Source organism: Thioclava sp. NS-SX20 (assembly GCF_057380695.1).
Window position 1 is genome coordinate 1485630 of sequence record NZ_CM170816.1, and the last position, 14384, is coordinate 1500013.

General features: G+C 61.2%; 12 protein-coding genes. 4 read left to right on the forward strand and 8 right to left on the reverse strand.

Translation table 11 applies throughout. The features are described from left to right. Window positions 1-146: 146 nt before the first annotated feature. Window positions 147-512, forward strand: coding sequence for a rhodanese-like domain-containing protein (locus AC2ISB_RS07320; RefSeq protein ID WP_486574608.1), 366 nt, complete (start codon window positions 147-149; stop codon window positions 510-512). Between the two features lie 94 nt (window positions 513-606). Here the strand turns inward: AC2ISB_RS07320 and lpdA are convergent, their stop codons facing one another. From lpdA to AC2ISB_RS07345, 5 genes are all read right to left on the reverse strand, one after another. Continuing rightward, complete coding sequence (gene lpdA, locus AC2ISB_RS07325) at window positions 607-2001, reverse strand: dihydrolipoyl dehydrogenase (protein WP_486574609.1); 1395 nt, start codon at window positions 1999-2001, stop codon at window positions 607-609. Between the two features lie 60 nt (window positions 2002-2061). Further along, window positions 2062-2670, reverse strand: a complete 609-nt coding sequence (locus AC2ISB_RS07330) for a DUF924 family protein (protein WP_339107593.1) — start codon at window positions 2668-2670, stop codon at window positions 2062-2064. 124 nt (window positions 2671-2794) lie between these two features. Beyond that, entirely contained in the window at window positions 2795-4192 is a 1398-nt protein-coding gene (locus tag AC2ISB_RS07335; protein WP_339107594.1) for an MFS transporter, read from the reverse strand. A gap of 148 nt (window positions 4193-4340) precedes the next feature. Next, a complete protein-coding gene (gene queA, locus AC2ISB_RS07340) occupies window positions 4341-5390 on the reverse strand; it encodes a tRNA preQ1(34) S-adenosylmethionine ribosyltransferase-isomerase QueA (protein ID WP_339109516.1) in 1050 nt (349 codons plus the stop codon). A gap of 7 nt (window positions 5391-5397) precedes the next feature. After that, window positions 5398-8808: an AsmA-like C-terminal region-containing protein gene (locus AC2ISB_RS07345; protein WP_486574610.1), complete on the reverse strand. Its 3411-nt coding sequence runs from the start codon at window positions 8806-8808 to the stop codon at window positions 5398-5400. A gap of 246 nt (window positions 8809-9054) precedes the next feature. On the opposite strand from AC2ISB_RS07345, the gene AC2ISB_RS07350 reads away from it, so the two are divergent. The 3 genes from AC2ISB_RS07350 to AC2ISB_RS07360 all read left to right on the forward strand — a co-directional run bounded on the left by AC2ISB_RS07350 (window position 9055) and on the right by AC2ISB_RS07360 (window position 11566). Beyond that, window positions 9055-9531, forward strand: a complete 477-nt coding sequence (locus AC2ISB_RS07350) for a peroxiredoxin (protein WP_339107596.1) — start codon at window positions 9055-9057, stop codon at window positions 9529-9531. A gap of 231 nt (window positions 9532-9762) precedes the next feature. Further along, complete coding sequence (locus tag AC2ISB_RS07355) at window positions 9763-11076, forward strand: DUF5930 domain-containing protein (RefSeq protein ID WP_406720952.1); 1314 nt, start codon at window positions 9763-9765, stop codon at window positions 11074-11076. Next, window positions 11066-11566, forward strand: coding sequence for a bactofilin family protein (locus tag AC2ISB_RS07360; protein ID WP_339107598.1), 501 nt, complete (start codon window positions 11066-11068; stop codon window positions 11564-11566). Before AC2ISB_RS07355 ends, AC2ISB_RS07360 begins: the two co-directional genes overlap by 11 nt. A gap of 54 nt (window positions 11567-11620) precedes the next feature. Here AC2ISB_RS07360 and AC2ISB_RS07365 read toward each other — a convergent pair whose 3' ends face one another. The 3 genes from AC2ISB_RS07365 to prfB form a co-directional block, all read right to left on the reverse strand. Next, the gene (locus AC2ISB_RS07365; protein WP_339107600.1) at window positions 11621-12367 is read right to left on the reverse strand and encodes an SDR family NAD(P)-dependent oxidoreductase; all 747 of its coding nucleotides are present in this window, start codon (window positions 12365-12367) and stop codon (window positions 11621-11623) included. A gap of 67 nt (window positions 12368-12434) precedes the next feature. Next, window positions 12435-12998 carry a P-loop NTPase family protein gene (locus AC2ISB_RS07370; RefSeq protein ID WP_339107602.1) on the reverse strand — a complete coding sequence of 188 codons (564 nt, stop codon included), beginning with the start codon at window positions 12996-12998 and terminating at the stop codon, window positions 12435-12437. A gap of 242 nt (window positions 12999-13240) precedes the next feature. Beyond that, on the reverse strand, window positions 13241-14368 hold the full coding sequence (prfB, locus tag AC2ISB_RS07375; protein WP_339107603.1) for a peptide chain release factor 2: 1128 nt from the start codon (window positions 14366-14368) through the stop codon (window positions 13241-13243). Window positions 14369-14384: the final 16 nt, after the last annotated feature.

Sequence of the window (14384 nt, forward strand, 5' to 3'; positions counted from 1 at the left end):
GGCCCTACAGGAAAGACGCTGCGCGAGGCGATCAATTTTCCGCCTATGCCTGATCCTGCCCCTTGCAAGGCCCAGCGCCTTGGCGGCATCACTGGCATCACTGTGCCCCACCGGAACGCGTGCGGGCCTCACCCAAGGAGCATGACATGTTCGGTTTTCTGCGTCGCCGCGGCAGCGCTATCCCCAAAATCGAGGCCCGCGACGCAATAGAGCGGGTCCGCGCCGGAACGCTGGTTCTGATTGATGTGCGCGAGGATGGCGAGGTGCGTCAGACCGGTCGCGCCAAGGGAGCCCTGCATATCCCTGTCGGATCGCTGCTGAAAAAGGCCCATCCCGATAGCGCCGAGTGTCTGCCGCAACTTGCTAGCTGCCCGCCTGTGGCGCTGTATTGCGTGTCCGGCTCGCGCTCGGAAAACGCCGCCAAGATGTTGCAGCAGATGGGCTATCAGGAGGTCTTCAACATGATCAGCCTCCGCTACTGGCAGGCCGCAGGCGGCGAGATCGAGGTCTGACACCCGCAGCAGGCCCGCATATCGCCCGCCGACCGCGCCCTGAAATGCAACGCCCGCCTGAAAAGGCGGGCGTGTCGGATCAAGGCTCGGGAACTCAGAAGTGGATCGCGATGCCATAGGCATCAAGCACCGCCTCATGCATCGATTCCGAGATGGTCGGATGCGGGAAGACGGTATGCATCAGGTCTTCTTCGGTGGTCTCAAGCGTGCGCCCGATCACGAAGCCCTGGATCATCTCGGTCACTTCCGCGCCCACCATATGCGCGCCCAGAAGCTCGCCCGTCTTCGCGTCGAACACTGTTTTCACCATGCCCTCCGGCTCGCCAAGCGCAATCGCCTTGCCGTTGCCGATGAAGGGGAAGCGGCCGACCTTGACCTCATGGCCCGCAGCCTTCGCCTTGGCCTCGGTCATGCCCACGCTTGCCACCTGCGGCGTGCAATAGGTACAACCCGCGATGGTGCCTTCCTTGATCGGATGCGCATGTTTGCCCGCGATCAGCTCGGCCACCATGACGCCTTCATGGCTTGCCTTATGCGCCAGCCACGGTGCGCCCGCGATATCGCCAATCGCATAGAGGCCGTCCACACCCGTGCGGCAGAATTCATCCACCACCACATGGGTGCGGTCGATCTTCACGCCCAAAGCTTCCAGCCCGAGGTTTTCGACATTGCCCACAATGCCCACAGCGGAGATCACGGTATCGACCTCAAGCGTCTCGGTCTTGCCGTCTTTCTCCAGCGTTGCGATAACCTTATCGGCCTTGCGGTCCAGCGATTTGACATTGGTCTTCTCGCGGATCTTCATGCCCAGCTTCTCGAACTGCTTCTTGGCGAATTTCGAGATTTCCTCGTCTTCGACCGGCAGCACGCGCTCCATCACCTCGACCACAGTGGTCTCGGCGCCCAGCGTATTGAAGAAGGAGGCGAATTCGATCCCGATCGCACCCGAGCCGATCACCAGCAGTTTCTTCGGCTGATGCGGCGGGTTCAGCGCGTGCTTATAGGACCAGACGCGCTTGCCATCGGCCTCAAGCCCCGGCAGGTTACGCGCCCGTGCGCCAGTGGCCAGCACGATATTTTTCGAGGTCAGCTCTTCGACACCCTTGTCGGTTTTCACCGAGACGGTGCCTTTTTTCGGCAAGGTCGCCTCGCCCATGAAGACGGTGACCTTGTTCTTCTTGAGCAGGTGTCCGATGCCGCCCGAAAGCTGCTTGGCCACACCGCGCGAGCGCGCGACCACCTTGTCGAGATCGTACCCGATCTTCTCGGCGCTCAGCCCGAAATCAGCCGCGCGCTCCATCAGGTGGAACACTTCGGCAGAGCGCAGCAGCGCCTTGGTCGGGATACAGCCCCAGTTGAGGCAGATGCCCCCGAGATGCTCACGCTCGACGACGGCGACTTTCAGCCCGAGCTGTGCCCCGCGGATCGCAGCAACATACCCCCCCGGGCCTGCACCGATCACGATCATGTCGAAGCTTTTGGCGGCCATGCGGATTCCTCCATCTGAAAACTAGTTTGGTATTAAACTAGTTCTGCCGAGGGATCAATCTCAGAGGCGCTCGCCAAGCAAAATCGCTTCCTGCAAGGGCCGGTCGGTGATTTCCTCGGACCGGCGCAGTAGATCCAGCCCGCCATTCCACAAAAAACGCGCCTCGGCTTCTGTGGAACGGCGACCGACGATCTCGTTGCGCCACGGGAAGCGCCCGAATTGCGCAATGACCGCCTGACGCAAACGCGCATCCAGCACCGCACCTTCCGGCATCCGCGTCTCGAACAAGGCCACCCCGTAGCTTTGCGCATCGGGATCTTCGGCATGGATGAAGGGAAAATAAAAAAACTGGCGCAAGGCACCAGTCATCTCGAGATCATATCCCTGAACCACCGCATGGCGCGCCACTTCCAGCGCCTGTGCATCCGCCACCCAGGCATCCACCGTACCGCGGAACATATGGCGTGGCATCTGGTCCAGCAGCACAATCAGCGCCAGCGCGCTTTGCGGTGTATCCCGCCATTCGTCCAAAGTCCCCACCCGCGCCTTGCGCCAGAGCTGCGCGAAGCGGCGCTGCATTTCCTCATCCAGCGCGACATCCGCGCCAAACCAGCGATCCGGCCCCATAATCTCGCACCAGAAGCCGATAACATTCGCAACCTGTTCCATGACCCGCGTCCCCAGACAGTGCCTTTGGCCCGAGCCTGTCACGTTTGCTTCACGACGCAAGCCCCAAAGACAAAATCACGAAGATTCGACCTTCGGGGCGGCAATTTCAGAGGTTTTACGCCGATCACGGCTCTTCCGGCTTGGTGCCATAGGCCGGGTCCGCCGAATCTTCGGGCATCGGAGCGGTCTCGTCCTCGGGGTCGACGGGCAGCGGCAACGCGACCCCCGAAGCGGCCTCTGCGGCGCGCAGGTTGTCATGGGCTTCCTGCTCGGCGCGCGCTTCCGCGTCGGGGTCCTCGGTCACGGCATCAAGCGCGTAGTTCACCGCATAGGCGGTCACGGCCGGAGACAGCACCGCGAAGGTGCCCGTATCTTCGGATGCCGGTGCCGGACGTTGTGTCATCCGGTAGATCCCGTAGCCCGCCAGCAGGGCATAGAGCACACCGATGAACAGGAAGAAGGCCTGCGGACCAAGCGTTTCCATCATCCAACCCGTGACCACCGGTCCTGCAACCGAGCCGATCCCGTAAAGAAACATCAGCCCCGCCGATGCGGCAGGCATCTCAGAGCGGTCGAGGAAGTCATTGGTATAAGCCACAAGGATCGAATAGACGGGGTTGGAAATCCCGCCCAGAACCGCCGCCATCGGCAGCAGCACCCAGAAAGGCGGCGTGGCAAAAAAGAGATAGAGCATGGAAAGGGTCGCGATCACCGTCAACACGGTGACCATCATCCGCCGGTCCACACGGTCGGACAGGTAGCCCAGCGGGAATTGCGCGATCAGCCCGCCGACATAGATCGCCGAGACAAAAAGCGAGATCTGCTTGACGTTCAGCCCCGCCTGCGTCCCCCAGACAGACACCATCCCGAAGAGCGCGGAAAACACGCCCCCCATCAGGAAAATTCCCACGCAACCGAAGGGCGAAACCGTCCACAGCCTACGGAAGCTCATGCGTTTGCCAGAGGAGAAATCCGGCGCATGCACGGCAGAGAGCAAAATCGGGGTGAAGGCCAGCGACACGAGGATCGAGGGGATGACAAAGAGGAAATAGCCTGCCGGATCGCCGACATTCAGCATCAGCTGCGCGCTGACGATACCGATCGATTGCACGACCATATAGGCCGCCAGAAGCTGGCCACGGTTTTCCTTCTCGACGCTGGAATTCAGCCAGCTCTCCGCCGAGATATACACGCCACAAAAGCAAAACCCGATCAGCACCCGCATGAGGGACCATGCGATCCAGTTGGGAGCGGCGGCATAGGCGATCAGCACGGCCGAAATCAGCGACCCGAGTGCGGCAAAGACCCGCACATGGCCCACGCGACCGATCAGCCCGGGGATCGAGCGCGACCCGATCAGGAAGCCTGCGAAATAGCCTGTCATGACAAAGGACATCTCGTAGGTGCCGATGCCCTCGAGCTGGCCCCGGATCCCCAAAAGCGTCCCCTGCATCCCGTTGCCGACCATCAGCAACATCACGCCCAAAAGCAGCGCCCAGCTATCCTTTATCGCGGCGAACATCAAAGCCCCCTAATCGAATACTATCTGAATGTGCCAAAACCGACATCCGCGGCGAGAATCTCTCTCAGCGCCCCGCGCTGAGCTAGTCCCCGTAGGGGCCAGTGTCCAGTTTCGTTTTAAGCTTTTCAAGCAGGGATTATCAGCAAGCTTACGGGATCAATAGGGAACTGTCGCCATACGAGAAGAACCGGTACTCCTGCGCCACCGCATGGGCATAGATCTCGCGGATACGCTCGGGGCCCATCAGCGCCGAAACCAGCATCATCAGCGTCGATTTCGGCAGGTGGAAATTGGTCATCAGCGCATCGGTAACGGCAAATTCGAAGCCCGGATAGATGAAGATATCGGTGGTGCCACGGAACGGCGCAATCGCCCCTGTCCCGCGCGCCGCCGATTCAATCAGCCGCAGCGCCGTGGTGCCCACCGGAATGACGCGCCCGCCTGCGGCTTTGGTGGCGGCAATCTCGGCCGCGGCTTCGGGCGTGATCTCGCCCCATTCGCTGTGCATCTTATGGGTGGTGACATCATCGACCTTCACCGGCAGGAACGTCCCCGCCCCGACATGCAGGGTGACTTCGGTGAACTCCACCCCTTTGGCATGGATCGCCTCCAGAAGCTCGCGGGTGAAATGCAGGCTGGCGGTGGGGGCCGCCACCGCGCCGGAATGGCGGGCGAACACGGTCTGATAGTCGGATTTATCCTGCGCATCGGGTTTGCGCAAAGCCGCGATATAGGGCGGCAGCGGCATTGCCCCCGCCTCTGCCAGCGCCGCGTCGAAATCCTCGCCCGTCAGGTTGAAGCGGATCGCCAGCTGGCCCTCGGCAATCTCTGCCACCTCTGCCGACAGATCGGCGGAAAAGCGGATCACCTCGCCCTCTTTGACCTTGCGCAGGGGCTTGGCCAGCGCCGTCCAGCAGCCATCGGCGCGCGGCTCCAGAAGCGTCACCTCGACATTGGCCGTCACCTCGCCCTGCGCCGCTTGGCGGGTGCGCGTGCCCGACAGCCGCGCGGGGATCACCTTGGTGTTGTTCAGCACCAACCGGTCGCCCTTGCGGAACACATCCACCAGATCGCGCACATGCAGATCCGTAATGCCCCCGCCTTGCGCCAGCAGAAGTTTCGCCGCATCGCGCGGGCGGGCGGGCCTTGTGGCAATCAGCCCTTCGGGCAGGTCAAAGTCGAAATCCGAAAGTTGCATCATCGTCTTATTCTGTGCTCAGCGCGGGCGGATCGGTCCGGAACAGGTTGCGGAACATCCCCGGCGTGAAGATGGAAAGCGGGTTGATCGACACTTTGGGCGCGGTCTTCGACCCCCGCAGGGTATAGGTGAAGCCAAACAGGCCCTCGCCGCGTCGGCTCAGGATCTGGCCTATCCCGTTGACGATGTAAAGCGGAGAGATCACCCCCTCCATATCAAATGCCCCCGATCCGATGTGATAATTGCCATTCAGCGTGATCCCCATCGACGCGCCTGTGGCACGGCCTTCGGTCACGGATACGCCCTGCGGCGTCAGTTTGAAATCGGCCGAGGCGTTATTGAACACAATGCCGTCGCCGGTCAGTTGCTCCAGCAGCCCCACGATAGAGGCCGCCGACAGCATCGAGGCCAGAATAGGCGCATTGGTGATTTTCAGATTACTGGCCCGAAGCTGCCCCACATAGCTGCGATCCCCCATAGGCGACAGGTTCAGAACCATCTGCCCGCCGCGCGCATTGTCAAACAGCTTGGCCGAGGCCAGCACACCGCCCGCATCGCGGGTTTCCACCCGCACCGCAGGCCGCCCGGAGGCCGAAGGCCCCACCGCACCGCTGACCACCGCCCCGCCATTGAGGCGGGCGTCAAAGGTGCCGTTGAAGCCCGCACGGGTGTTGAACTGGCCCACAAGGTCGGTCAGCTCGATCCCGTCCGTCACCAGCAGCCGGTCCAGCCGCACCGATAACGGGGTCGAGGCCGACGCGCCGCCCCCCGTGCTACCGCTGCCCGTGCTACCGCTGCCCGCGCCCTTGGTTCCCGACGGAAGGTCCGACAGCGTCAGGCGCCCGCCACGAATGGCCACGCCCGGCGGGCGGTTGCGCCCTTTGCCAATCAGATCGGCGGCGCCGTTGAACCAGCCGCCAATCGACAGACGGTCGAAGCTTGCGCGCTCCAGCCCCTCGCCATCGGCCCGCAACGCGACCGAGCCTTCCGCCTTCAACCCCGGCACATCCAGCGAGATCCGGTCGACCTTCACGGGCTGGCTCAACTCGCCCGCAATCGACAGCTTGCCCGAAGAGGCCTGCCCCTTGCGCCAGCTGATCTGCGGGATCGACAGGCCGATCCCCTTCATATCGCTGCGGATCACATATCTGACCGGCTCTCCCGTCACCATATCCAGATCCAGCGCGGCCCAGCCCTCGCCGGACAGAATATTGTCGGGCAGCGCCACGCCCAGCTTGGTCAGCCCTTCGGGGGTGATATTCAGATAGCCCTGCACCTGGGAATGCTGGGCCTCTTCGGGGGTGAATTTCTTGATCCACCACGCATCGAATTTCTGGTCCTGAAACAGGCCCCGCCCGCCGATGCGCAGCCCTTTTTCCGGATCGGCCAGCAGTCGCATCTGCCGCGAACGCAGCACCTTCCCCGGAACGATCTGGTCGCTATAGACATCGGTCAGCGTGGCCGAGACATCATATTTGAAATCCGTCGGTTTCAGATGCGGCTGTAACGGAAATTCAAGATGCGTCCGCGCGACGGCCCAGCCCTTGGCGATATCCGTCCCCTTGCCGGCCTTGCTCATAAAGCTAAAGGGCGGCTCGTCCAGCAGGGAAAGTGCCGCCGGAATCTGCGAACGGGTCACCAGATCGACCTGCATCGGCGCAGGCTTAAGCTTGATATTGGGAACTTTCAGCGTGGAATCGGCCACCTCGATTGCCCCGCCATCGGGGGCCGTGACCTGCCCTTCTTCCACCATCATCGCATAGGTTGTGCCATCCAGCGTGGCAAAACCGCGCCCGTCCTCGATATTGGGCAGCGTCTTGACCGCGCGCACATCGGCACCGCTGAATTCATACCCCAGATCTATGCGCGGGTCATGATTGGGGGCAATGCGGATGGCCGCACGCACATTGTAAAGCGTGCCATCGGCAATATTCTCGTCAGCCCATTTGCGCGTATGCTCGACAAGCTTCGGCGGCCAGAGCGCCAGCAACCCTTTCGAGGAAATCCGGCTGATCCCGCTATCAAGCGACACCTGCCAGCCTTTGGAACTGGCCGCCAGAGAGCCTTTGGCCGAAAGCCGTGTCTGGTCCTCCATCAGTTGCGCCTGACCGATATCCACACGGAACGGATCAAGCCCGATGCGCAGATCGACCATCCCGTCGGAGAAATGGGCAGGCTGTTCCAGCACCCCTTCCGGATCAAGCTGCAGATCGTTCAGCGCCACTTGGGTGACAAGCTGGCGCGGCAGGCCATTGGCAAAATCACGCAGCATCACCGAGCCGGTCGCCTTGAAGGCGGCGGCGGTGCTATGCACCTCGAGGCGGCTCATCTCGATCCGCTGTTGTTTCTGGTTGTAGCTCAATTCCAGCGCCGCGCTTTCAAACGGAATCGGGCGCGACCCTTCGACAGGGCTCAACGCCCCTGCCCCGATATTCAGCTTGGCCACCATCCCCGACACGACGCCCTGATCATCAATCGCGGTCTGCAACGACCCCGAGATCGGCGCGTCCAGCACCGAAAGCCCTGCAAGCGCGGGCGATTGCACGGCCAGATCACGGGCAGGCACCCCCGTGACCGCCGCCCCGAACTGCGCCCGCGGCGAATTCTTGTAAGTGGTCACGCCCAAGGCAAGCTGGGCCGGCATATCGTTCTGCTCGCCCACATTCAGCGACAGGCTGGCCGAGATACGGTCGGCCTCCTGCGTCAGGCGGAACTGCCCTTTCGACACCCGCCAGACCCGCCCGAGCCGTTCGTCATCAAGGCGGATATCGATCGTGTCGGCGCGGATCTCGCTGAGATCTTGCAACACAGGGGTGGCAAAGGCCGCTTCGACGGCATCGGTCACATCCGAAAGACTGTCGATGGCCAGATGCTGCATCTCGCCCTGACCGCCGAAATTGATATCCAGCGACCCGTCGGAAAGGCGGCGCATCGCAACGGCGGCCCCCTTCAGCTCGATGCTCGACAGGGCAATCCGGCGTTGTAGAAGCGGCATCGGCAGAACGGCGGCCTGCACCTGCGGCAGAACCGCAATCGGGCGTCCGGACGGCGCCAGAAGCTGCACCGAATTCAGCCGCACCTGCGGGCGCAGGCCGCTGGCAATCACCAGATCCGCCCCGCCCGAGAACCGCGCCTGTAACGTGCCGCCAAGCGCCTGATTGACACGCGCCTCCACCTTGGTGGTGATCGCCATCGGCACCCGCATCGGATGATGGGTCACGGCGGCCCAAGCCAGCACCGCCACAAGGCTGACGACAGGCACGGTCAGCACCGCCAGAAAAACAAGCAAAATCTTATAAACAGAGCGCGATCTTGCGGGCGGCTCCTGCATGGGAGGGCGGCCGACAGGCTGCGTTGGGGCACGCTTCGGCTCTGTCTCGTCTTCCGGCTTGGAAAAATCGGTCGTGTCGTCTGTCACGCTGCCGTCCCGTTTGCGCCCATAGCCCAATTCTCACGCAATGGCTCTGCCGAGCCGGCCCCAAGTTCTCTTGCGCGCCCCGAAAGGCCCGCAGGCACACCCAAAAACATGCCCGCCCGCTCTGAAAACCGGAAAGGGCACAAAAAATCCCGCCTATGTCTTGTCAGCATTTTCGGGACAGATAGAGTTCGTGCAGAATTCATCTAGGCTGTGAATAGGCTTAGAGACAAGCAAAAGGAAAGAAAAATGGCAACCATCGGCGATTTAGCGCCCGATTTCACCCTGCCTCGCACGCAAAACGGCGGCGACGAGGCCCTGCTGACACTCTCGGCGCTGAAGGGGAAGAAGGTTGTCCTGTATTTCTACCCCAAGGACAACACGCCCGGTTGCACCACCGAGGCGCTGGAATTCACGCGCCTGTCGGACGCCTTTGCCGCAGCCGATACGGTGGTGCTGGGGATCTCCAAGGACAGCCTGAAAAAACACGAGAATTTCTGCGCCAAGCATGACCTGAACGTCATCCTCCTGTCCGATGCCGAGGGCGATCTTTGTGAAACCTACGGCGTCTGGGCCGAGAAATCGATGTATGGCAAGACCTATATGGGCATCACACGCAGCACGTTCCTGATTGACCGCGAAGGCCGGATTGCCGCGCAGTGGCCAAAGGTGAAAGTCACCGGCCATGCCGCAGAAGTCCTGCAAAAAGCCGAAGAGTTGGGCTAAAACGTTAACGAATTAACGCAAAATCTCGGCAGGATTTCGCTGATGTGATGCGAAGTGTGGCCGATGTCCTGCGCGCAGGCAAGGAATCAGGTTGTCAGATGGGCCGCGTGATTGCTAATCGGTTTCGTGCCTCGCGCAAGATCTATCAACCACTTCATGTCGCACAGGTGACAATTCGGCCACAGCCTCGCCCTTGCGATGTGGCCCTCAGGAAGAGCAGGACCCAAGCCTTTGCCCCGACGTCTACTGGATCGTACCAACTCTGCCCTGGAGCGCTGGCTCCCCGAGCAGCGCCTCTTTATGAAATCGGATGACTCGACCCGCTTTGTGCGCCTGCGCCCTTTGACGCAGGCTTCGGTGCTGGCTGTCGGGGCGGTGCTGTTTGGCTGGTCCATCGTGGCAAGCTCGCTTCTGTTTATCGACAATATTTCCGAAGGCTCCTCGGCGCAGCAGGCGGCCATTTCGCAAAAGGCCTTCGAACACCGCCTTGATAGCCTTGCGCGTGAACGCGACAGCCGCGCCTCCGAGGCGCTGGCGGCGCAGGAGCGGTTCCAGACCGCGCTTGGTCAGGTCTCGCAGATGCAATCGGCGCTTCTGCAATCCGAAGAACATCGCCGCGAGCTGGAAACCGGCCTGAAGGTGGTGCAGCAGACCCTGCGCCGCGTGATGAACGAACGTGACGCTGCCAAGACCCAGCTGGCCGGATTGCAGCAGGGCAAGGATGGCAAAGGCAGCCCCGCTGCGCGCAATGTCGATATGTCGGAAACCGTGCAGATGCTGTCCAACGCTCTGGGCGAAATCGCGACCGAACGCGATAGCGCGACGCAGGACGCGCAGGACGCACGGCAGGAAACCGAACAGCTTGCGCTCCAGAAACGCCAGCTTGAACAACGCAATGACCAGATTTTCGCCACGCTTGAAGATGCGGTGACCATCTCGATGGCGCCGTTCGACAAGATGTTCAAACAGGCAGGGCTGAACACCGACAAGATCCTGAGCGAGATCCGCAAAGGCTATTCCGGTACGGGCGGCCCTTTGGGCAGCGTGTCGATGTCCTCCAAAAGCCCCGCCTCCCTGACCGAGGATGACAAGCGCGCGGCGTCGATCCTGCAAAAGCTCGATGAGATCAACATGTATCGCATCGCCGCCGACAAGCTGCCCTTCCAGCTGCCGCTGAAATCGCAGTTCCGCTATTCCTCGCCCTTCGGTTACCGCTGGGGCCGTCTGCATGCCGGTGTCGATATGGCGCTGCCCATCGGCAACCATGTCTATGCCCCTGCCGATGGTGTGATCACCGCCGCCGAATGGGAACATGGCTATGGTCAGGTGATCAAAATCCAGCATGAATTCGGTGTTTCGACCGTTTATGGCCATTTGTCCAAAATCCGCGTGCAGAAAGGGCAAAAGGTCTCGCAAGGCGATTTGATCGGTGATACAGGAAATACCGGACGGTCAACCGGACCGCATCTGCACTATGAAATCCGGTTAGGCGGTAAACCCGTTGATCCGATGACCTTCATCAAGGCTGCAAAGAATGTTTTCTAAAAGCAAAATCCACGAGCCCGGCACCAAATCCGGCGAACCCGAAGCAAGCAAGGCCGATGCAGGCCTGCCGCCGCGCAAAAGCGATTTCGCGCCGCCTCCCGGTGGTGCGCCCCGCGCCAAGCCCGGTGCTTCGGTGCTGTCTTCCGACCTGACCATCACCGGCAACATCCGCACCACGGGTGATGTGCAGGTTGAGGGCGTTGTTGAAGGCGACATCCGCGCGCATCTGCTGACCGTTGGCGAAACCGCCACCATCCGCGGCGAAATCGTTGCAGATGATATCGTGGTCAATGGCCGTGTGATCGGTCGCGTGCGTGGCCTGAAAGTGCGCCTGACCTCGACCGCAAAGGTCGAAGGCGACATCATCCACAAAACCATCGCGATTGAATCCGGTGCCCATTTCGAAGGGTCTGTGCAGCGTCAGGAAGACCCGCTGCAATCGGGCGACGTCACGCCGAAACTGGCTCCGCCGGTTAGCAGCGAAGACTGATCACCGCAGTCCTGCATTCTGCAAGGGGCAGCCATCGCGCTGCCCCTTTTGCGTTTACAGAAGACGTTTTGTCAGCCGCAGCGACAACGCATAGGGCAAAAGCTGCAAAAGCTTCAACCCGAGCGTGAGGCGCTTGGGGAAATGGATCTCGAAGCGATGGCCTGCAAGACCATCCGCGACCGCCTTTGCCGCGGCCTCGGGTTCCATGATGAAGGGCATGTCGAACTGGTTTTTCTGCGTCAGGCGGGTGTTGACGAAACCGGGCGAGATCAGCCGCACATCGATATCGGGCGCATACTCCACCCGCAGGCTCTCGACCAGATTGATCACAGCCGCTTTCGAGGCCGAATAGAACTGCCCCTTGGGCAACCCGAAATAGCCTGCAACCGAACCGAAAATCGCCAGCTGACCGCCTTTGCGTAACAGCGCGGGGGCGGCCTGCGCAAAGGCCAGCGTCCCCAGAAGATTGACGCGCATCAGCTGCTCGGCCTTGTCCCAATCGATCTCGCGCACTAGCCCCGGATCGTAAAGCGCGGCGGTGGTAATCATCCCGTCCAGAGGCCCCTGCCCGACCAGAGGTAAGATCGCCTGACATGCCGCATCGACGCCGGCCTTATCCGCCAGATCCACGGGCAGAACCGCATGGTGCGGCCCGAGCCGTTGCTGCAGCGCCTGCAGGGGCGCTTCGGAGCGCGCCGACAGCACAAGCCGCGCGCCGCGCTGTGCCAGTTCAAACGCCAGCGCCTCGCCAATGCCGGAGCTTGCCCCCACCAGCCAGATGGTTTTTCCGTTGAAGTCCATGATACGGCTCCTTTCCTGCCCTACGCGCTGAGGGGAAAGGAGTTCCGCCCAAAAGACAATCCGTCACTCAGGCCGCGACCAGATGCTCCAGCTCGGCCAGCGCGTCATGTTCCAGTTCGGCAATCGGACGCGCACCGGACAGCTCCAGCACCGGCACCGGCTGGCTTTCCAGCCAGTCGCGGTGGCGGTTCAGTGAACGTCCGCAGAAATAGGGGTCGTCGTAGCTGGCCGCCCAGTTCAGGAAGGTGCGGTAGATCTGCTCCATATCGCCGCCCGGTGCCACCCGCGTGCCATAGCGCAGAACCTCGCGCTTGCGCAGACGGGTCAGTCGCAAAGGCGTAGGCGCGCGCAGGAAAATGACCAGATCGGCCTGCCGTAAAATAGCGTCGCCCCAGCCATCGGCGGCTCCGGCCAAAACCCATCCGCCTTCGGGGCCGCCTTTGCCTTGCGCCTTTTCGATCAGCGCGCAGCGCTCGCCAATCTCGCGTTTACAGGTAAAGGGCACCTCGGTTTCGGCCCAATAGCAGTCATCCGTATCGATATAGGGAACCTGAAGCGTCTGCGCGATCTTCTGACCAAGCGATGTCGAACCCGCACCCGCAGCACCGGTGATGTAAATTCTAGGTTTCATGAAGGCCTCCTAATTTCCCGTTAAAGGGCCCTGTAGGCAGTCATCTCTTGTTCATAATCTTCCCGATCATCGTTCAAAAATCAATTACCAGTTTGTTCACGATGCTGTCCTGCAGCATAAATTTACGCAATTCGATCAGTTTTCTTGAGATCCGGTTCACCAAAATGAGAAAGGGAGAGCCTTCGCCCTCCCTGTTCCGCGTGATTAGGCACCTAAGATTCGGTGCTTGAACAAAGCCGGTCTTAATCCGCCGCCTGCGCGTCAGCGCGGGATTTGCCCTCGACGCCCATTGCCAGCGTCGCGGCCATGAACCCGTCAAGATCGCCATCCAGAACGCCCTGACTGTCCGAGGTCTCGTGTCCGGTGCGCAGATCCTTCACCATCTGGTAGGGCTGCAGCACGTAGGACCGGATCTGGTTGCCCCAGCCCGCCTCGCCCTTATTCTCATGCGCCTCGTTGATCGCGGCGTTACGCTTATCGAGCTCCAACTGGTAGAGACGCGATTTCAGCGCATTCATCGCGATTTCACGGTTCTGGTGCTGCGACTTCATCGAGGAGGTCACAACGATATTGGTCGGCAAGTGAGTGATCCGCACCGCAGAGTCGGTGGTGTTCACGTGCTGGCCCCCCGCGCCCGAAGACCGGTAGGTATCGATGCGGATATCCGACGGGTTGATCTCGATTTCGATATTGTCATCGACCACCGGATAGACCCAGACCGAGCTGAAAGAGGTATGCCGACGCGCCGCCGAGTCATAGGGCGAAATCCGCACCAGACGGTGCACACCGGATTCCGATTTCAGCCAGCCATAGGCATTGGGGCCGGAAATCTTGTAGGTCGCGGATTTGATGCCCGCCTCTTCGCCTGCGGTCTCGGATTCAAGTTCGACCTCATAGCCCTTCTTCTCGGCCCAACGGACATACATCCGCGCAAGGATCGACGCCCAGTCGCAGCTTTCCGTCCCCCCCGCGCCCGAATGGACTTCGAGATAGGTATCATTGCCATCGGCCTCGCCATTCAGAAGCGCTTCCAGCTCCTTGGCGGCGGCCTCTTCCTTGAGGGCCTTCAACGCGGCCTCGGCCTCCGAGATGACATCGGAATCGCCTTCCATCTCGCCCAGCTCGATCAGCTCGATATTGTCCTCAAGCTCCTGCTTGATGCGCTGATAGGTCTCGTATTTGTCCAACAACGCCTGACGGTCGCGCATCAGCTTCTGCGCGCGGGCCTGATCGTCCCACAGCGTCGGGTCCTCGATCATGGCGTTGAATTCCTCGATCCGGTGCGGAGCCGTTTCAAGGTCCATCCGCTGCCCCAGAAGGTCGAGCGATTTCTTGATCTGTTCAACGATGTTCTGCGTCTCGGCGCGCATGTCGAAACCTGTCCTT

What these genes read in the sequence shown, in the direction of transcription:
- AC2ISB_RS07320 (WP_486574608.1), top strand. Translation starts at nt 147, where the DNA reads ATGTTCGGTTTTCTGCGTCGCCGCGGCAGCGCTATCCCCAAAATCGAG.
- lpdA (WP_486574609.1), bottom strand. Translation starts at nt 2,001, where the DNA reads ATGGCCGCCAAAAGCTTCGACATGATCGTGATCGGTGCAGGCCCGGGG.
- AC2ISB_RS07330 (WP_339107593.1), bottom strand. Translation starts at nt 2,670, where the DNA reads ATGGAACAGGTTGCGAATGTTATCGGCTTCTGGTGCGAGATTATGGGG.
- AC2ISB_RS07335 (WP_339107594.1), bottom strand. Translation starts at nt 4,192, where the DNA reads ATGTTCGCCGCGATAAAGGATAGCTGGGCGCTGCTTTTGGGCGTGATG.
- queA (WP_339109516.1), bottom strand. Translation starts at nt 5,390, where the DNA reads ATGCAACTTTCGGATTTCGACTTTGACCTGCCCGAAGGGCTGATTGCC.
- AC2ISB_RS07350 (WP_339107596.1), top strand. Translation starts at nt 9,055, where the DNA reads ATGGCAACCATCGGCGATTTAGCGCCCGATTTCACCCTGCCTCGCACG.
- AC2ISB_RS07360 (WP_339107598.1), top strand. Translation starts at nt 11,066, where the DNA reads ATGTTTTCTAAAAGCAAAATCCACGAGCCCGGCACCAAATCCGGCGAA.
- AC2ISB_RS07365 (WP_339107600.1), bottom strand. Translation starts at nt 12,367, where the DNA reads ATGGACTTCAACGGAAAAACCATCTGGCTGGTGGGGGCAAGCTCCGGC.
- AC2ISB_RS07370 (WP_339107602.1), bottom strand. Translation starts at nt 12,998, where the DNA reads ATGAAACCTAGAATTTACATCACCGGTGCTGCGGGTGCGGGTTCGACA.
- prfB (WP_339107603.1), bottom strand. Translation starts at nt 14,368, where the DNA reads ATGCGCGCCGAGACGCAGAACATCGTTGAACAGATCAAGAAATCGCTC.